The 17,509-nt window shown below is 65.0% G+C and carries 18 protein-coding genes; 3 read left to right on the forward strand and 15 right to left on the reverse strand.

Going from position 1 to position 17,509, the window contains the following annotated elements; all coding sequences use genetic code 11:
- Positions 1-146: 146 nt before the first annotated feature.
- The 3 genes from AC1DHL_RS04450 to AC1DHL_RS04460 all read right to left on the reverse strand — a co-directional run bounded on the left by AC1DHL_RS04450 (position 147) and on the right by AC1DHL_RS04460 (position 2,188).
- Positions 147-716: a DUF4272 domain-containing protein gene (locus tag AC1DHL_RS04450; protein ID WP_478160892.1), complete on the reverse strand. Its 570-nt coding sequence runs from the start codon at positions 714-716 to the stop codon at positions 147-149.
- Positions 717-820: 104 nt separating this feature from the next.
- The gene (locus tag AC1DHL_RS04455) at positions 821-1,093 is read right to left on the reverse strand and encodes a hypothetical protein (protein WP_478160894.1); all 273 of its coding nucleotides are present in this window, start codon (positions 1,091-1,093) and stop codon (positions 821-823) included.
- A gap of 345 nt (positions 1,094-1,438) precedes the next feature.
- The gene (locus AC1DHL_RS04460; RefSeq protein ID WP_478160896.1) at positions 1,439-2,188 is read right to left on the reverse strand and encodes a hypothetical protein; all 750 of its coding nucleotides are present in this window, start codon (positions 2,186-2,188) and stop codon (positions 1,439-1,441) included.
- A 92-nt stretch (positions 2,189-2,280) separates the two neighbouring features.
- On the opposite strand from AC1DHL_RS04460, the gene AC1DHL_RS04465 reads away from it, so the two are divergent.
- Entirely contained in the window at positions 2,281-2,445 is a 165-nt protein-coding gene (locus AC1DHL_RS04465) for an FmdB family zinc ribbon protein (protein ID WP_478105561.1), read from the forward strand.
- 19 nt (positions 2,446-2,464) lie between these two features.
- Here the strand turns inward: AC1DHL_RS04465 and AC1DHL_RS04470 are convergent, their stop codons facing one another.
- From AC1DHL_RS04470 to AC1DHL_RS04480, 3 genes are all read right to left on the reverse strand, one after another.
- On the reverse strand, positions 2,465-3,925 hold the full coding sequence (locus AC1DHL_RS04470; protein WP_478160898.1) for a metal-dependent hydrolase family protein: 1,461 nt from the start codon (positions 3,923-3,925) through the stop codon (positions 2,465-2,467).
- A 178-nt stretch (positions 3,926-4,103) separates the two neighbouring features.
- The gene (locus tag AC1DHL_RS04475; protein ID WP_478160900.1) at positions 4,104-5,438 is read right to left on the reverse strand and encodes a DUF5666 domain-containing protein; all 1,335 of its coding nucleotides are present in this window, start codon (positions 5,436-5,438) and stop codon (positions 4,104-4,106) included.
- Positions 5,435-6,361, reverse strand: a complete 927-nt coding sequence (locus AC1DHL_RS04480; RefSeq protein ID WP_478160902.1) for a DUF6502 family protein — start codon at positions 6,359-6,361, stop codon at positions 5,435-5,437. Before AC1DHL_RS04480 ends, AC1DHL_RS04475 begins: the two co-directional genes overlap by 4 nt.
- Positions 6,362-6,916: 555 nt before the next feature.
- Between AC1DHL_RS04480 and AC1DHL_RS04485 the strand changes: the two genes are divergently transcribed.
- Together AC1DHL_RS04485 and AC1DHL_RS04490 are read left to right on the forward strand one after the other, a co-directional pair.
- Positions 6,917-7,261 carry a hypothetical protein gene (locus AC1DHL_RS04485; protein ID WP_478160904.1) on the forward strand — a complete coding sequence of 115 codons (345 nt, stop codon included), beginning with the start codon at positions 6,917-6,919 and terminating at the stop codon, positions 7,259-7,261.
- A gap of 1,051 nt (positions 7,262-8,312) precedes the next feature.
- The gene (locus AC1DHL_RS04490; protein WP_478160906.1) at positions 8,313-8,552 is read left to right on the forward strand and encodes a hypothetical protein; all 240 of its coding nucleotides are present in this window, start codon (positions 8,313-8,315) and stop codon (positions 8,550-8,552) included.
- 64 nt (positions 8,553-8,616) lie between these two features.
- Here the strand turns inward: AC1DHL_RS04490 and AC1DHL_RS04495 are convergent, their stop codons facing one another.
- From AC1DHL_RS04495 to AC1DHL_RS04535, 9 genes are all read right to left on the reverse strand, one after another.
- Positions 8,617-9,381: an alpha/beta hydrolase gene (locus AC1DHL_RS04495; protein ID WP_478160908.1), complete on the reverse strand. Its 765-nt coding sequence runs from the start codon at positions 9,379-9,381 to the stop codon at positions 8,617-8,619.
- A 31-nt stretch (positions 9,382-9,412) separates the two neighbouring features.
- The gene (locus AC1DHL_RS04500) at positions 9,413-10,468 is read right to left on the reverse strand and encodes a hypothetical protein (protein WP_478160910.1); all 1,056 of its coding nucleotides are present in this window, start codon (positions 10,466-10,468) and stop codon (positions 9,413-9,415) included.
- 116 nt (positions 10,469-10,584) lie between these two features.
- Positions 10,585-11,292 carry a GntR family transcriptional regulator gene (locus AC1DHL_RS04505; RefSeq protein ID WP_478160912.1) on the reverse strand — a complete coding sequence of 236 codons (708 nt, stop codon included), beginning with the start codon at positions 11,290-11,292 and terminating at the stop codon, positions 10,585-10,587.
- A 48-nt stretch (positions 11,293-11,340) separates the two neighbouring features.
- On the reverse strand, positions 11,341-12,153 hold the full coding sequence (locus AC1DHL_RS04510) for an HpcH/HpaI aldolase/citrate lyase family protein (RefSeq protein ID WP_478160914.1): 813 nt from the start codon (positions 12,151-12,153) through the stop codon (positions 11,341-11,343).
- Positions 12,154-12,166: 13 nt separating this feature from the next.
- Positions 12,167-12,748: a cysteine hydrolase family protein gene (locus AC1DHL_RS04515; RefSeq protein WP_478160916.1), complete on the reverse strand. Its 582-nt coding sequence runs from the start codon at positions 12,746-12,748 to the stop codon at positions 12,167-12,169.
- 45 nt (positions 12,749-12,793) lie between these two features.
- Positions 12,794-13,993 (reverse strand): CaiB/BaiF CoA transferase family protein, encoded by a 1,200-nt coding sequence (locus AC1DHL_RS04520; protein WP_478105585.1) that lies wholly within the window; start codon positions 13,991-13,993, stop codon positions 12,794-12,796.
- Entirely contained in the window at positions 13,990-15,156 is a 1,167-nt protein-coding gene (locus tag AC1DHL_RS04525; protein WP_478160918.1) for a CaiB/BaiF CoA transferase family protein, read from the reverse strand. The genes AC1DHL_RS04520 and AC1DHL_RS04525 overlap by 4 nt, the downstream gene beginning before the upstream one ends.
- 27 nt (positions 15,157-15,183) lie before the next feature.
- The gene (locus AC1DHL_RS04530; RefSeq protein ID WP_478105588.1) at positions 15,184-16,401 is read right to left on the reverse strand and encodes an FAS1-like dehydratase domain-containing protein; all 1,218 of its coding nucleotides are present in this window, start codon (positions 16,399-16,401) and stop codon (positions 15,184-15,186) included.
- An 85-nt stretch (positions 16,402-16,486) separates the two neighbouring features.
- Positions 16,487-17,506, reverse strand: coding sequence for a Bug family tripartite tricarboxylate transporter substrate binding protein (locus AC1DHL_RS04535; RefSeq protein ID WP_478160920.1), 1,020 nt, complete (start codon positions 17,504-17,506; stop codon positions 16,487-16,489).
- Positions 17,507-17,509 lie beyond the last annotated feature (3 nt).

The following is a 17,509-nucleotide window of genomic DNA, read 5'->3' on the forward strand; positions in this document are numbered from 1 at the left end:
CCGCCTCTGTGTCGCACGGCTTCGAGAACGGCCGCTTCCGGGCAGTTTCGACGTCTGCTGTAGGCCGGGTTAGGGCCCATACCGGCCGTCGGATCGCACTGCAAAGCGGACGCTCGGGCGGACGTGACAGTTAGAGTTGCTCGCCCTCAGGTGTCGAGCGATACCTCGTCCCACGCCACCGTGCTCATCGCCCATTCGAGTGCATGTCGCCGCTCGTCGAGTCCTTCGAAGCGCGCAGGAGAACCCGAAAACCCTGCCTCTCGCACCCCCCAATGAACGCAGTAGAAGATGTCCAGCGCCCCAAGTGCCTCACTCTCTGTGATGCCATGAACTCTGGCGCGAAATCGCTCACTCGACTCGCCCGACTTCAGGTCGGGCAACACCTTGTAGAAATCCTGCGGAACCGGCGAAGTAGGCGAGAGCGGCGTCGCCAAGCCTAAGACCCATGCGAGGGCATAGAGGGACTGCACAGCACCACGAAAGTTGGTCGCGTTAAGTCCCGGCCCGGTGAGAAACTCTCGCTCGGCGGGTGTCAGCGACAACCAAAGGCCCTCGCGCTCAACCCATTTGCGGCCAGCTTGCCACAGCAGGCCGTACGAGACGGCCGCGACGACATTGAGGCATAGCGCACGTTCGATGATGGCGGAAAGCGGCCGAAGGCGCCCATCGACGGGCGGCAGCCGGTTATTCACGGGAAGGCCCAACGACTTGGCCAATGCAAGTGCCTTCTGCCTGGATGCAGTCATAGATGTTCTAGGTTCTCTGGCTGGAAGTCAGGTGCGACTGACCGGTTGTGGCCGCCTGTTGGCTCTCGCGCCGGTCATTCGTTGAAAATTGCGGTCGAGAAATCCTGCAGACGACGTGCCGCCGCGACCCTTTCGCCTGACCGGTAAAGCGCCAGGCTCTCGTCGAGGATGAGCTGCAGTTCGCCGGAGACGTGGCGCTCAGGAAAGTCAGCTTGTACGAGACTGACACCGGCTCGCAGCTCCTCAAACGCCTTGTCTAGTGTCAATTGCTCATCGTCGCGCAAGTAGTCTTCTCGCGGGAACCGGTCCGGCGCCCGAAGCACGACGTACCCGATGAAGTTGTACAAGCTGTTGACGTCTCGAACCCAAGCCATCGAAAAAGTCTCCTCAGTAGCCGCCCGCGTCGAATGACCGGTGGTGGCCGGATTCGGAAGTCTAAGGGGGAGTTGCCAACCCGGCGACCCCAGGGCCGCGCACCTCGTCGTCGGAGCTTGAGCCGGCTATCCGAAGGAACAGCCATTCTCACAATGCGGCAAAAGTGCAGAAATGGTGCCGCACTCGACAAGTTGTAGTTGGGGCGCGACAGGAATTTGAGCCCCCAATATCCGTAAGTGATGCCGTGCCCGAGTGAATGTCGTGGTCGCTTTCAGCAAGCGCCATTCATATCAGATGGTTGTCGACGTCGATTGAGCCTACGACGGCTGGTCAGCCCGGCGCCACCGACCAGAATCCGGCCATACATTGGCCCGTGCGCCGTCAAGCCAGACTTGCTCTTCCTCCAATTGCGACGAAGTCGAAGGGTCGATGTCGAAGGCGACATGGAGTGCGCGTCCGACCTGGGCGTCCTCGATGGGAAGCTCCCATGTCAGAAACACCTGGGTGCAGTCCCGATCGGGGCCGAAATCGGCCGCATCAAAGCCGCCGCCGCCGCGCTTGATGACGGCGTGCGGCTGGCCGGTATCGAAGATCACGGCCGTGCCCCTGGCAAGGGGGATCCGATGACCGGTCGCGGGGTAGTGCAAGTCCAGCCCCTTGTCCTCGCTCAGGAATAGATTGCAGAAGGCCGCACCACCATAGTGTTCGCCGTCATGGTGGTACTTCGCGCCGCGGCAAGCCATCAGGGCGACGTCGGAAGTGACGAGCACCTCCTGCAGACCGAGCGAACGCGTCCATTCAGACACCGCATGCACGCAGTGCCGATAGTCCGGCCAGCGCATGCGCGCACGCGCCAGAGGCAGGGCCTCGACGTCGCCGGGTTCCAGGCTCATTCGCAGTGATATCTCTCTTTCCCAATCCGCCACCAGCCTTGCAGGGGGAGCAGGTATGTCGACCGTGCCCGACAGCACGACATCGCTCACGCTTCGACTGCGGATGGCATCGCCACTCCAGAAATAGGAAGTGAGGCGGCCAGGTACGCGATGCGGTTGAGTGGAGTGGGTCATCTGATTCCGGACCGAGCGCGGCCCTTTGCGCCGAAGGGGTTTCCCCGGCAGCGGCCTCGCCTTAGGATGCGCAGTCCGAATGGAGAAGCGCCATGCCCACCTACCAGTATCGTTGCGCGAAATGCGGTGAGATTTTCGAGCACGTCGAGCACGTGGCCGAGCATGAGACGGCTCGACTGCGTTGCCCCAAGTGCGGCAGCGAAACCGTTCAGCACCAGCCGACGCAGTTCTTCGCGAAGACTTCCAAGAAAAGCTAGGGCTCTCGGCCATCCGGCATCAGGCCTTCAGCGTGTTCTTGTGGATCTTGCCGTCCTTCATGACGATGAGAAGGCTGGTTTCGGGAGTCGCCAACAGCGCGATATTGTCGAGCGGGTTGCCATCGACGAGCAACATGTCCGCATAGGCGCCTTCCTCGAGGACGCCGAGCTTTCCCGGATAGGGATTGCGTGGCCCCGACAGCCCCAGCAGTTGCGCATTGACGGAAGTCGCCATGGTGAGGATTTCGCTGTTGGAGTACCACCGCGTCAGGTGCGCGAGCATCGTGCCTTGCCGCCTTGCCAGCGCAGGCGCGAACAACATGTCCGAACCGAACGCCGTCTTGATCTTGTGCTTTTTGGCCAGCTTGTAGGCGTTGTCCGTGCCGGCGAAGACCTGAAGCGCTGCAACGCGATTGGGTCCGGTCAATACGCCCGTATCTTCTTCGGACAGGAAAGGCTGGATGCTCAGCCAGACGCCTTTGTCCGCCATCATCTTCGCCGTCGTCTCGTCCATGAGGTGCGCATGTTCGATGCATTGCACGCCTGCCGCGAGGGCGCGTTGGACCGTGGTCGGCGCGTAGGCATGCGCGGCGACGTAGGTGTTCCAGTCCCGCGCAACCTCGACGCCCGCGCGCAACTCTGCCTCGGAGAGCGTCGTCAGGTCCAGCGGGCTGCGCGGCGAAGAGACACCGCCGCCGGCCACGAGCTTGACCTGCGATGCGCCTTGCGTCAGTTGCTCGCGCACGCGCAGCCGAATCTCGTCCGGGCTGTCGACGATCGCGGCGGCACCCGTTTTTTCAACGAAGCTCGGGACACCCGGAGCGCGCGGAACCTCGGACAAGGGACGCAAGTCGCCGTGGCCTCCGCTGCCCGTGATCATGGCGCCGCTCGGGTAGATGCGGGGCCCGACGACAAGACCTTCGTCGATCGCCTGCTTGAACGCGAAAGCCGGGCCACCGAGATCGCGCACCGTCGTGAACCCTCGCATCAGCGTCCGCTCGGCTTCCCCGGCGGCGGCGAGATGGATATAGCCGATGTTCCCTTGCAGCAGGACCGGCAAGGGCAAGGCCGCAAACATCGCGTGCCAATGCGCGTCGATCAGCCCCGGCATGAGCACGCGGCCACCGCCGTTGATGACCTGGGCGCCCTCGGGCGCCGCCGGCGTGCCCGTGCCGATGCCCTTGATGCGGTTGGCCTCGACCAGAAGGTACATGCCATCGCGCAGCGAAGCTGACTTGCCGTCGAAGAGGCGCACATTGGTGAACATCACGGGCCGCGGCGCCGCAGGCGAAGCGGATTGCGCCAGCGCACGAAACGGAAGGCCGAGCGATGCGATCGAGGCCGCCATGCCGACCACGAATCCGCGGCGCGACAGGTCCGCGTTGATGCGATTCGTCAGCGTCTGGATTTCAGGGCGATGGCAAAGACAGACGGCGCGCCGCACCACCGTGTCGTCTGTCAAGGATGCGCAGGCATACATGGATCAAATCTCCGTTGCAGTGAAACAAGGTCCTCCACGGACTCGCCATCCTAGGCGGCGGAAGCGATCCCGCAAAGGCAACCTCGCGTGTTGACGACAACCGGCGGTTGTCGTAGCAGCCCCGGAGACCAGTCAGAACCCGGTCAGGGTCGCGAAACTCGGGTCGACCCAAAGACGCTCACGGGAAGCTGACCGTGTTGGCAATCAGCACCCCGTCGATCACCTGTGTGCCCTGGACGCTCACCTTCACGCCATTGCCCAGGTTTGCGGCCGTGCCGTTGGAGAACACGACGCCGGGGCCGCCGGCATTCACCGGTTGCCCCTTGACGCGGAAGTCGGAAGGCGACTTGTAGGCGCCGACGGGACCGATGAGATTGAACGATGCCGGGCCGCCGGTACCTGGCACGTTGCGGATCTTGAGGGTCGTTGCCTTGAGAACGCTGTTGGACACCACGCCCCCGACGATCACCTTCACCCCATTGCCGATCCCCTTGGCAGGCCCGCCCGTGATTTGCGCCGCACTCGCGTCGACCGGGAAGCCGAGTACGCTGAACGCGCCCAGTCCCGCGTAGTCCGTGACGACCCCTTCCAGGTGGGCGGTCGTGGCGTTCGCCATCGGCACGGGGTACCACCACTGCACCAGCGTGGCAGCGAGGCGACCCGGCGAAGCAACGTCCGCGCGCACGCGGACGATGGTTCCGTTGGCGAGCGGACGGCCGTCCAGGCTTCCGCTCAGAACCGCGCTTCCATAGTCGACCACAAGACCGCCGAGCATGAAGGTATGGCCCATCTCGTCGAGGTTCTGCACGGTGCCCGAGAGAATGGGCGTGGAGGGATCGCGTTGCTCGATGCGTGTTGCACGTATCACGCCAGGCCCCGCCGGCAGGCCCCAGACCTGCAACGTCTTGCCGAGCGGAATGGCGGCAAGCCCGGATGCGTCAGCCCAGACGGTGGCGTCGTCCGTTGTGACACGCGTGCCGAGGATCACGAAGCTTCCCTGTGCCTGGTCGAGCGATTCGACCTGACCGCGCACGTCCGCGGCGGAGTCGACTCGACGGGCAATGCCGCTCGCGAAAGCCGCGTCGACCGGGCCGGTCACCTTCGCCGTCATGCCCAATTGAATCCCGTTTTGAGCGTCCTCGACAGCGCCGACGGTGGTGTTGGTGTCATAGCGAAGGCCGTTGACGAAGATGCTTCCCGCGCCGTCGACCGCACCGACGCCGACCGCATCGGCGGTGGTCACGCCGGTGCCGCCGGAGCCGACGCCCGATCCCTCATCACCGCCCGAAGCGGTCGTCGTGCTGCTGTCCGCGCTGGCTGCAATGCCGCCAAGACCGTTGCCTCCGGCGCTCGCGTCCATACTCGAACCGCCGACGGGGTCGGTCGCGCCGGCGCCAGGACTCCCGAGCGCCGATACGCTCAAGCCTGCTCCCCCGCCACCGCCTCCTCCGCATGAAAGCAGCAGCGCGGCGAACAACGACAGCAGGCCATGGCGCAGAAGGAATTTCGTCATGCTTTTCGTCCGGATGGTTTCGAGGCATCGGGCGACGCGGCAACGCCCTCGGCCGCCGCGTCTTCATAGAAGGTGTAGATGCCGACCCGAATGCGCCCCGAATCCCGCTTGTGCGCAGCTTCGAAGGCGCGTCTCATCTCCTGAGTCAACTCGTGGTGAAGGCCACCCCAGCGTTCGCGCGCGAGTTGATGAATGCGCTCGCATTCCTCCCGCGAGATGCCGGCCGCGAACACCGATCGCTCGAGCATCGGCGGCTTCCCGCCGACGGTGTTCAACACGCCGGCCAGCAGGTGATCACGCGTGTTGTCGCCCAGGAATGCCAGCATGGCCTTCAAGTCGCTGGCCGGCACGAAGCCAGCGACAGCCAACTCCACGGTTCCATCGTCGTGATCGATCGCCATGTTCAGGCGCACCAGCTCGTCCAATATGGCCCGATGATGGACGTTGCCGCGGCTGGCACGTCGCGCAACGGCCTCGAACGATGGCTTGGACTCTTCTTGCGATGCGATCGGCAGTGACCGGCAGGTCGGGTCGTTCGAGAACATCTCCAGCCACAACGTCAACGTCTTGGCTTCCACGGACATCTCGGTTTGCGGCAAGGAGGCCTCCTCCGCACCGCGCACCCAAGTGGTCACCACCTTGCGGTTCAAGCCCGTCGTGACGGACAACTGGCTGATATTGGGTTCTGTCCCCTTCGCGAGCCACGCGCGGCGCGCTTCGTCGACCAGGACGTCGCGCAGCACTTCCTCCAAGTGGGCGTGCTTCACGCCAAAAGACAGCGCAAGCCTGACCAATGGATGCAGGACGCGCGCGCAAGCCTCCAATACCCAAGTGAGCTGGCCTTCCCTGGCTTGAACCATGGGTTGTCGCAGCACCCGCCGGGCCCGATCGTGCGTGGCGTTCTTCGATGCAGTCCGTTTCATGACCATGGCATTGGAGCCGAGTTGCCCTCCGACAACGCGATGTTCTTCGTCGAGGCCAGATGCCGTTAACCACCGGTTACCGATGGACAGCGACTTCAGCCCCTGTCTGACACCCAGGCTCTACCCACTATAGGACAAGAGGATTACAACTGTGAAGCTTTCACATTTTTCTCACCGGAGGATGCGATGCCAAATCCTGTCACACGCCAAATCAAGCTGATGAGTCGACGCACGAAGCATTCGGCCCGCGATGCGCGCCACAGAAGCGCGAAGACGCGGGAGACGTTGCCTCCGCGTGCCATGAGCGCGCGCAGGGCGCGGGTCGCCGCGATGCGTGCGAGGGAGGCCGTTCACGCGCGCATCGTTTGCGCGTTCCGCCAAAGCATCGAGGGCCTCGGGCCGGGGCCTACCGACCTCGATCTGCAATTGTTCGCAAGGCTCGCCGTTCACGAGCAGCGACTGAAGCGTGGCTTCGGCAAAGCCAAGGTGCAAGGTTCGTGCGCCGGCGGGCCGGCGCGATGAATCCAGATCCATTCCGTCTCGAGGAGAACGTCCGTGACAACCGCCGCCATTTTTCCCGTCGAATCTCCGGTCCGGTCGAACGACATCGCCTTTGGAAGCATCGTCGACCTCGCGCGGATCCAAATCTGGAGCCCCTCGGCAGAGGTCTGCGACGCATGCAACACCATCAACGCGCGTTCTGCACGCTTCTGCAAATGCTGCTCGCACAAGTTGCCAGCGTTCTATGCGGTCGAAAACGGCGCCAAGCGCACGCGCCACGCGGTGTCGATGTGGCCCGTTCTCGGTGCGCCTGAGCGTGAATGGGCGATCGATTTCGCGGCGTTCTCGGTCGTGATCGCTTCGCTCGTGGTCGTCACGGCGTTCATATCGATCCCGTGAATCGCCTGGCTCGGCTGGAGTCGAGAAATGACAAAGTTCTGCGAATCCTGTCACACGCCCAACAGGGACCGCGCCAAGTACTGCCGCGGGTGCGCAGGGAAGTTTTCGGGCATCCGCACCCTTGCAAGCGCGTTCGGCCCCACCACACCTGTTGTTGGCGCGGCACTGGCCATGCCACGCCGGCAGCCGCTGGCCAACGTCCCCGCCTCGTGGCAGATCGCCGCGAACCACCAACCCATCCGACGGATTGAGCTGTCGACGCGCCTGGATGCGCCCGTCGTTCTGATGTTGATCGTCATCGTCCTGTCGAGTGCCGCGTTCGTCCTCTGGTATTGGAACCGCACCGCGGACTACATTCCTCCGCCGGCCCGGCAGGCATCTTTCCAATCGCCGGCCACGGCTGCACCTCCGACGCCGGCACCTGCTGCGGCGGCGCCGACCGCATCGAAGGACGAACCGACGGTGCAGCCGGAACCTTTGCAGAGCGAGGCCCGGCCTGAGCCGAACCCCGTCGAGCCTACACAGGCCCGGCCCGAGGTTGCCGCCGACGATGCAACGGAGAGACAAGCACAAGCACCGGCGCCCACTGCAGCGGTGCAGAACGCTCGGCCTCGACATCGTGTGGATGCCGATACATCGCCTTCCGTCAAGCAAGAGATCGCACGCACCAAACCTCGCACGTTCGCAACAGAGCGTCGGGGAGTACCCGTGGCGATGTCTCTGGAAGCGCAACCTCCGTCTCCCGTCGAACGGCCGCGAGTGGACAGCCCCCCGACTTCACCTCGTGCGCGATCGCTGTCTCAAGCCTCCGCCCGGCCTGCGATGGGCGGCACGGCGCATTGCGATCCCTACAACCCGTTCGGCGAAGCGGTCTGTATGAGCGTGACTCAGCCTTCAGGACAGGTGCCACAGTCCCAGGTCGGGACGAACGGCGCATCTCCTGGACAGGCCCAACGGGGAACTGCGATTTCGAAAGGCCTTGCCGCCATAGGCGGATTCGCGGCCGCCATTGGCCCTGAGGCCGGCGCGGCGGCCGGCGGCGGCGGTGGCGGTGCTGCTACTCCTGGTGCTAGTGCTAGTGCTGCTGCGGGCCCAGGCGGCGGTGGTGCGGGCCCAGGCGGCGGTGGTGCGGGCCCAGGCGGCGGTGGTGCAGGCCCAGGTGGCGGTGGACCCGGCGCTGGCGGTGGTGGACCCGGTGGCGGCGGCGGACCCGGTGGCGGCGGCGGACCCGGCGGCGGCGGTGGACCAGGCCGTTGAATGTCGCCGCCGCTGCTGCACTTCGTGCGGATGAGCGCCCCCACTTCGGCGAGCAAGCCGGAGGTGGACGGCGGCCACTCGGCGAACTGATCAGCTGTCTACCTGGCAAGAATCCACGCAGCGATCTTCGGGACGACTTCGCGATCAAGCCCATTGAAGCCGTGATAGGCCATGGCCTCGCAAGCGTCGCCTTTGTTCTCTCCGCCCTCGATGGTCAATAGCTCCTTCCTTGGCGAGCTTTCGAGCTTCGCCACAAGTGAGGGCGCGGCGGCATACGGACAGGCCGCGCAGCCGTCTTGCGCGTGATGCACGACGAGCACGGGGACCTGGATCTTTGCCAGCGGCATTGCCGGGACAGGTCGGCTCTTGTCGTCAACGAGGATGGTCGAACTCAGGACGATGCCGTCCGGTCCTTCCGGGCCGGAAAGCTCGGTGGCGATGTACGCCGCGGATTGCGTACCGCGACTGGTGCCCACAAGCCACACGGGCACTTTCGATTGCTCCCGCATCCATGCAATCACCGCCTTGATGTCCGCCACATGCTCCGGCTTCTGGCGAAAGCCGCCGAGGTAAGGCGGATTCTGGCGATCGGACGGGGCATCGACAACGGCGACCATGAGCCCCTGGTCAGCGAACAGTTGCCGCGCGCGGACGAGGAAGTTCCCGGCGCCCCACTTGAACGAACCATTCGGGTAGATCTGCAGCCCGCCGTGTCCACCCGCAAACAGAACCACGGCAGCCTTCGTCGTGGGCGGCGACAGCACGAGCATTCGCTGCGTCACCCCGGGCCGGGTGGGAATATCGACCACCTTCTCCGTGGTCTGCGCCTGGACCTGCGAAGCCAGTGCGATGAGAAAGCCCACGACCCAAGATTTCGTGACGTTGAACATCGACCTACCCCAGCAGTTCGCGACAGCCAAGGTCTTCGACGGCCAGGTGAACACGCTCGAAGTTGTTCCACCAGATCACGGGAGGAATTCCGTTCGCATGCTGCCAGACAGGGGTTGCGATCAGCCAGAGCACGGACAGTCGGTAGTCGTCCTGCAACGCGCGCCGGTCATAGCCCCGCACGCCGCGCGCGGTCAATTCATCATGAAAGCTGTCGAGCAGGCGCGTCTCGAAGCGTTGCCGCAATTCCGGGTACCACTGCTGGGCCATCATGCATGCCAGGTCATCCGATCCCATGTCGACGCGCCAGGCATCCCAGTCGAACAACCTGCCTCCATCCTTTGCGTCATCGCGCGGCAGAAAGCAGTTCCAGACGTGCGCGTCGCCCTGGATGATGGTCATGTGGCGATGCGTTTGATAGCGCGCGGCCAGTCGCGGCGCGGCGTCGAACAGGCGCTCGTAGAGCGCGCGCCGATCATCGGAAAGCCGATCGCCCATTTCGTCGGCGAAGCGCGCAAATTGCGCCGCGAGATTCTTCGTCGCTTCGTCGGCAGCGCCCGCATCCTGCCAGGAGCCGATCGTCACGCCGAGTCGCGGGTCGTCCCACCATGCGGCCTGGAATCGGGCGCGTGTGCGGATGATGGCCTCGCACTGTACAAAGGTCGGTGGCACGGGCCAGCGGGTCGCAACGACGTGCGAGTCGGTGAGGTCTTCGAGCAGCAGATGCCAGGTGCCGGTGTCGGCATCCGATTGGGCGTCGAAGCAACGCGGCGTGATGCCCGCGGGCATCGCAGGCGCAAGGTCCCGATAAAACGCGACTTCGTGCCGGCCTCCGAACCATGGACCGCCCGGGCGGTCTGCCAGGCCGGCTTTCAGGATGAGCGTTGTGGGCGCAGCGGCGGCCGCGTCGGCATACGCGAGGCGCAATCTGAAGATGTGCGAGAGCACGGTCGCGAATGACGTCTCGATCGTCACGTCGGCCACACGACCTTCGTCGAGTACCCCAGCCTTGCGCAGCACCTCGGTGAGGTAAGCAGGCTCGGCTGCTTTCGGCAACGTCATGCGAGCCACTGTACGTCGAAAACGTGATGCCCCCACGGCGGCATGTCCAGGAACAGGCCACGTGCAAGCAGGTCGTCGCCCGGCCGATCGAAGACTCGCATCGGGGCTTGGGGCGGCTACTGCTGCACTGCCCTCAGTACTGTCCACCCGGACTCGATGTGCTTGCGCATTGCCAGTACCGCGGCGGACACATCTCCACACGCAAGCGCCGAGAGGATCTCATCATGTTCCTTGACGGCATCGCCACCGCGCCCTTCAGCGGCGTTGATCAGGTCGAAGGGATAGCGAGCCCAGAGAATCTGGACGAAATGCAGCGTTTGAGGCATCGCGGCGATGTCATACATGCGTCGATGGAAGCGATAGTTCACGCCGCGCGCAGTCGCGCGATCGCCGGTTGCAAAAGCATTGGCGAACTCGTCGGCAAGACTTCTCAACTCCGCGAGGTTTTCTGACGTGGCTCTCTCGGCCGCGCCGCGCACCAACTGCGCCTCGAGCATCAGGCGCAAGCTCAGGATCTCACCGGAGGCTGCGGCGTCGAACGGCACGACGCGGGCGCCACGATACGAATCGCCGCTCACGTAGCCCTCTGCCTCCAACAGCTTGAGCGCCTCGCGCACCGGGGTGATGCTCAGGTTCAATTGCTCCGCGATCTCTGCCTGTTTCAGGCGCGAGCCACGCTGATAGACCCCGGAAATGATCCGCTCCCGGAGGTAGTCTGCGACCTGTTCTTCTTTGGTTCGGTATTCCATCTCGAGCCGCCCGGCCGTCCCGCCGAAGCCGAACGAAGTTTCTCCGTAGGTGTCGCCGGAAAGCAGATGCCTCATGGCCCGCTCCCTCTGAACGGCCTCGGCATCGCTCGGCTCGGGCCGATTCTAAGCGGGTGCATGTCCCATGGCGCTGGCGGCGATCTGACGCGCCCTTTCCACCACCGGACGGTCGATCATCCTGCCATCCAGCGCCGTGGCGGCCCCGCCGCTGGACTCGAATGCAGCCAGGACGCGCTGCGCCCACGCTCTTTCCTCCTCCGAGGGTGCAAAGGCCTCGTTCACCGCACCGACCTGCGCGGGATGGATGCAGAGCTTGCCGCCGAAACCGAGCTGCCGCGACCGCAGCCCATCCGAGCGCATGCGCTGCGGGTCGGAGAAGCCGACGCTGACCCCGTCGATCGGCGCCGACAGTCCTGCCGCACGCGACTGCAACACGATCTGCACGCGAACGGAGGTCATCGCATCCCCCTCGTCGGCCATGCCACTGTCGACTCCGAAGTCCACGCTTCCAAATGCGATGCGGGAAAGGCCTCTGACCTTGCAAAGCTCGTGAAGATCCATGTAACCAGCCACCGTCTCGAGCAAGGCGACGACAGGCCGTTCCGGCAACGCCGCCACCGCGTGGGCCAACGAAAGGCGATCTGCCTTGGGCAGCATCACCCCCGCGTGCGGAAAGCCCTGGAGCATGTCCAGGTCCTTTTCGTACCACTCGGAGTCTGCGGCATTGATACGCACGAGGGCGCGGCTCCCTCGGGCAAGCCACCCGGCCACTGCATCGCGTGCCGCGGGCTTGGCGTCCGGTGCGACGGCGTCCTCGAGGTCCAGGATCACCTGGTGTGCGCCGCAAGCCTCGGCCTTCTCGAATCGATCCGGCCGGTGCCCCGGCACGAACAGGAAGCTGCGATCCGTGCGCGACATGATCCTGCTCCCCTCACTCAAACGTCACGTCTTGCGATGTGGTCAGCCGGCAGAACCGCTTGAGCCCGGCAATCGCCTGATCGTGCTCTTCGGTCGACAGGGCGCAGCAGCAGTCCTCGAGCACCACGATTTCATAGTCGCGGTCATGGCCTTCGCGCACCATCGCCTGCACCACCGCGTTCGTCGAGATTCCCGAACAGTAGATGCGCCGAATCCCGTGGGCGCGCAGGACGGCCTCCAGCGAAGTGCTGTAGAACGGGCTCACGCGATGCTTGACGATGTCGAAGTCGTTCGGCTGCATGCCGAGTTCCGGGTGAACTTCGGTGCCCCAGGTTCCGAGCTTGAAGATGCCGTTCTTGCGGGCCCCCGAGAAGATCGGCGAGTTGGGCGGGCATTCACGGTAGTCCGGCGAGAAACCCACCCGAACAAAGCCGATGGGCACTCCGGCGTCGCGCGCCTTGCGCACGGCGTCACGCGTGTTTTCGATGACGCGCCTTGCGCGCACCTGTTCGCCGTAGGCGGCCTTGCCGTTCGGCCCGTCCGCATGGACGAGATCGTTCTCCATGTCGAGCACGAGATAGATGGAATCCTTCAAGAGATGCTCCTTTCGTTCAGGTCAGCGCGGGTCACGCCCGGCCGGTCAAAGAATGATTTCACGCGATTCGAGATCGCCACGCTGCGCGCTGGTGAGGCCCAGCAATTCCCCGAACACGTAGTCCTCATCCTGGCCGAGGGTGGGCGTCAGGCGGCGTATGCCGACCTCGTTGGTCCGGCTGAACGTTGCGGGCGCCCCGACCGCAAGCCGCGTGGGGATGTCCGGCGCACTGACGGGGACGAGCGCTCCACGGCTGCGAAGGTGAGGGTCGTCGGCGATGTCCTGCATGTTCCAGGAAACGTGTGCGGCCACACCCGCTTGTTGCAGCCGTACCGCGGTCCCATCCGCCGTGCAGTGGGACAGCCAGGTCTCCACCAATTGATCAAGCGCTGCGCGGTGCGCTCTGCGTCCCTCGGCACTCGTGAAGCGAGGGTCGTCCGTCGAGCAGCCCAGAACTCGTTGCAGCGCAAGCCAATCCGCGTCATCGCGCACCGCCAGTGTCAACCAACGATCAGGCTCGGCCGTCGCATAGATGCCGTGAGGTGCCATCACCGGATCGTCGTTGCCCGATCGAATCGGCTGGTCCCCAGCGCTCGCCTGTACGAGCGCATCCCCGATCATCGCCGAGGCCACTTCGCGTGCGGCCAGGTCGACGTGCTGCGCCTTGCCTGTCCGGCGCCGTTGATGCAGCGCTGCCATCGTGGCCAGTGCCGCATGCATGCCGGCCGAATGGTCCATCACGTGTCGCATCTCCACGGGCGGCCCGTCTGTGTAGCCCGTCATCCATCCGAGTCCGCCCCACGCGCCGAACAATGGCGCATAGCCCGCGAAGTGGGAATCGGGGCCGCTCTGGCCACTCGACGAGAGCGACAGGAGCACGATGTCGGGCTTGGCCTCGCGCAGCGTCTCGAAGTCGAGGCCCAGACGCTTCATCACGCCGGGCCTGAAGCTCTCGGCCGCGATGTCTGAAAGCGCAACGATGCGTTTGGCCAGCACCACAGCCTCCGGCTGCTTGAGGTTGAGCCGCACCGACAGCTTGTTGGCCGAGACCTGATCGAAGGTCGCCGCCTGCATACGGCCGTAGACGGCATGGGGCTTGCGAAAGGCATCGGGCCGCGTGCGACTTTCGATCTTGATGCATTCCGCCCCCAGCTGCGACAGCATGTGCGTGCAGAACGGACCTGCCGCGTGAATTGTGAAATCGGCGATGCGCACACCCGCCAAGGGGGCTCGGGCCTGCTTCATGCCATTTCCTTTTCGCTCATCTCGCCCAGCGCCGGCACCTTTCCGCCTCGCTCGAGCGGCGTGCAGCGGAACTGGAATGGCGCGACCAGCACGTCCACCTCGCGGCCACTTTCGAGCGTCGTGCGTCCGAAGAGTCCACGGGCCGACTCGTGGTCGCCATCGACGACCTCCGAGGGGCTGCGGTACCTGGCGGCGGGCACGCCGAGCTCCTGCGCTCTTTCGACAATCTCTTCCACCGAGTGAAGTGCCATCCATTCACGAATATGGCGATTGAGTTCGTCGCCGCGACGGCTGCGCTCGAGCGGATCGCACAGCGCTTCGTCGAGGGCCCATTCAGGCCGCCCCATCAGCTCGACCAGGCCGCTCCACTGCCGGTCTTCCAGGGTGAGCAGTTCGAGGTAGCCGTTGCGGGTCTCGAACACGCCGCCGTATCGGAATCGCCGGGTGGTTCGGTGTTCGAGCGATCCGTCGCCCAGACGCTGCAGCGCGAACGCGCCCACGGCCAGCACGGCGTCCTGCACCGACACGTCCACGAACTGTCCGCCGCATTCCGGCACGGCCCACCAGGCCGCCAACGCACACATCGCGGCGGTGCTGCCGCCCTGGTAACCCGCGAAATGGCCATAGATCTTCAATGGCGGGCGGTCGGGGAAGAGCTCGTTCGACAGCCCGTTGGGCAACAGGAAGCCCTCGCCTCCCGCGTGCAACAGGTTGACCTCCTCGCCGCACCACTGCGCCTTCGGACCACTGGCGCCGAACGGCAGCACACTCACATGAACGAGGCGAGGGAAGCGCTCGGCCAGCTCGCGCGGATCGAGGCCCTGCGCGTCACGCTGCCGCACCGGCGTGTCGTCGATGAACATGTCGGCGCGAGACAGCTCGCGAGCAAGGATCGCCACTCCGCGGCTCGATTGCAGATCGGCCACGAGACTTCGCTTTCCCAGCGCGAGGTAGGCAAAGAGTGCGCTGTCGCCCGAGCCGTCGAGGAGCGGTGGCGCCTGACGCAGTGGCGAGCCCTGCGGAGGTTCCAGCATCACCACCTCCGCTCCCATGGCGGCCAGCAGGCGCCCGGCGTAGGCTGCTGCCACCGAGCGAGATCGCTCGACGACACGGCAGCCCGCCAGCGGCAGGCCCTCCCGGGACGACAGATCGTTGGATTGCATGCGCACTTCCTGCCTTGGCGTTGAGTCTCAGCGAACCACGGGCAGTTCGAGGTCCACGCCCGAGCCATCGATGAACGCGGGCCGCTTCACGTCACGCGACGGCAGCGCGACGGTCGCGAGGCCGGGTGTCGTGACCTCGCCGCGCTGGTTGACGGCGGCGATCTCGATGTCCACGAGTCCGATGTTGTCCTTGACGTACTTGCGCACGACCTTGCCCTTGCAATACGTGGTGTCGCCGACGATGTTGAAGCGGCGCATCTCGGTGCGCACGCGCTTGAGGACGCCCGCATCGCCCATCCAGTTGGTGACCAGCGAACACATCCACGCCGAACGCTGCGGGCCGTAGTCATAGGTGCCAGGCACCCCCACCTCCTTGGCAACCGATTCCCGATGGTGGCCGATGCCCGTGTACTCGACGCCACCGCCAGCCTCGGGGTTGCGGAAGAAATGCCCTGGGTGCCTGACCGCGGCCTGCAGGACCACGCCATGCGTGTGGCCACGGCCACAGCCGACCAGGAAGCCCATCGTGTCCATCAGCGACAGCGGACCGCGCGCGATCGTCGGAAGCTCTTCCCCCTCCCGCACCTCTTCCCAGTAGCGCACGTTGGCGCCCCGAACGTTCTTCGGCTCGTCGAGGACGATCTGGTCGATGCGATCGCGCTCCTCGTCCGAGTACTCGTGCTGCTCGATGTCCTTGTACTTGCCGGTATCGCGCGCCGCCTTGCGCTCGTGGCGCGTGCAGGTCCCCAAGGCGCGAGCCACGAGTTCGCTGCGCTGGTTGTAGTAGCAGGCTTCGACGTACTGCAGGACCAGGCGCCCCGAGAACTTGCTTTCCTTCTCCTCCACGCCGACCACCCGCTCGATCGCCGAGATGCGGTCGCCCGGACGCACGTGACGGAACAGTTCCCAGTCGTTGCCTGCGTAGAAACCGTGCACGCCCGGCAGTCCCCAGCGGGTGCGGCCGAGCCAGCCGTAGGCCATGGGGAACATCGGATGGGCCACCATCGATCCGTAGCGGGTCGCTGGGCCATAGCCGGCTTCCCGGTAGAGCGGGTTCAGGTCGCCGATGCCGTTGCACCAGTTGCGCAGCGTATCGGCCGACGCGTCCTGCAGGTAGGGCCCCTCGGGGCGCAGATGCAAGCCGATCATCGCCTTGGCTGCGGCGATGGCCTCGTCGGTGATGACGCCCTCTGCAGGGCGATTGCCGACGTCGGATTGGGGAGGGGTTGCGATGGCAGTGCTCACGGTGTTGCTCCTAAAGGGCGGGTTGAAATACAAATGCAGAATGCATTCTTTTTGAAAAGCTGATGATCCCTGAGTGGCTGGTCTCTTATTCGCTGCGAATTCCGGCGGCCTGGATGATGGCTCCCCACTTTTGGCGCTCGGCTTTCACAAAGCCGGCCAGTTCGGGGGGCGACATGTACTGGGGCTCGACGCCGATCTCCAAGAGCCGGTGACGGACCTCGGGCCGCTGCAGCGCACGCTGCATGTGCGCGCTGAACTTCCGGATGACCTCCGGCGGCGTTCCTCTCGGGGCAAAGAATGCATCCCAAGCGACCACGTCGAAGCCGGGAACGCCCTGTTCGGCGACCGGCTTGACTCCCGGCAGCATCTCGCTCGCGTGCAGGGACGTGATGCCCAACGCACGCAGCCTGCCGCTCGCGATGTAGGTCCGCGAAGCCGTCACGGTGTCGATGACCAGCGGAATCTGTCCCCCGAGGACATCGGTCATCGATTGACCCGAAGCCTTGTAGTTGACGGCGAAGAGCGGTGCCTGCGCGTCCTTGACGAACTGCGCGAACACCACCTGGGCAGTCGTGCTCGGCAATCCGACATTCAGGGTATCGGGCTTGGCGCGAGCTCGTCCAATCAGCTCGGCAATGCCGTTGGCAGGGAGTTCCGGCGCCGAGGCGCACAACACCATCGGCAGCAGCCCGATCATCCCGACCGCTTCGAGGTCCGTGGCTGGACTGAATCCCGGGTTCGAGAACAGGAATTCGTTCGCCGCATTGGTGGCGTTGGTTCCAAGCAGGAACGTGTACCCGTCCGGCACCGCCTTGGCCGCGGCGGCCGCGCCGATGTTGCCACCCGCACCGGCGCGGTTTTCGATGACGAAGGGCTGATTCAGCGTCTTCTGCAGCTCCTGCGCCAGCAACCGGGTCAGGACATCCGCGCCCTGACCTGCCGCGTAGGGCACGATGACGCGAATGGGCCGGTCGGGCCAGTTCGGCTGGGCGATGACCGGAAAGCCGATCGATCCCGCCGATGCGGCGAGCATCGCGGCGCCGGCGCGCAGCAGCCCCCGGCGATGCACGCGGGGCGTGTGGTCGGTCATTGTCATGACTGTCATTCC

Source organism: Variovorax sp. 10L426 (assembly GCF_056395305.1).

Bases quoted from the DNA above. Each gene is read 5' to 3' on its own strand.
- AC1DHL_RS04460 (WP_478160896.1), bottom strand. From the start codon at position 2,188: ATGACCCACTCCACTCAACCGCATCGCGTACCTGGCCGCCTCACTTCC.
- AC1DHL_RS04465 (WP_478105561.1), top strand. From the start codon at position 2,281: ATGCCCACCTACCAGTATCGTTGCGCGAAATGCGGTGAGATTTTCGAG.
- AC1DHL_RS04470 (WP_478160898.1), bottom strand. From the start codon at position 3,925: ATGTATGCCTGCGCATCCTTGACAGACGACACGGTGGTGCGGCGCGCC.
- AC1DHL_RS04475 (WP_478160900.1), bottom strand. From the start codon at position 5,438: ATGACGAAATTCCTTCTGCGCCATGGCCTGCTGTCGTTGTTCGCCGCG.
- AC1DHL_RS04480 (WP_478160902.1), bottom strand. From the start codon at position 6,361: ATGAAACGGACTGCATCGAAGAACGCCACGCACGATCGGGCCCGGCGG.
- AC1DHL_RS04500 (WP_478160910.1), bottom strand. From the start codon at position 10,468: ATGACGTTGCCGAAAGCAGCCGAGCCTGCTTACCTCACCGAGGTGCTG.
- AC1DHL_RS04505 (WP_478160912.1), bottom strand. From the start codon at position 11,292: ATGAGGCATCTGCTTTCCGGCGACACCTACGGAGAAACTTCGTTCGGC.
- AC1DHL_RS04510 (WP_478160914.1), bottom strand. From the start codon at position 12,153: ATGTCGCGCACGGATCGCAGCTTCCTGTTCGTGCCGGGGCACCGGCCG.
- AC1DHL_RS04520 (WP_478105585.1), bottom strand. From the start codon at position 13,993: ATGAAGCAGGCCCGAGCCCCCTTGGCGGGTGTGCGCATCGCCGATTTC.
- AC1DHL_RS04525 (WP_478160918.1), bottom strand. From the start codon at position 15,156: ATGCAATCCAACGATCTGTCGTCCCGGGAGGGCCTGCCGCTGGCGGGC.
- AC1DHL_RS04535 (WP_478160920.1), bottom strand. From the start codon at position 17,506: ATGACAGTCATGACAATGACCGACCACACGCCCCGCGTGCATCGCCGG.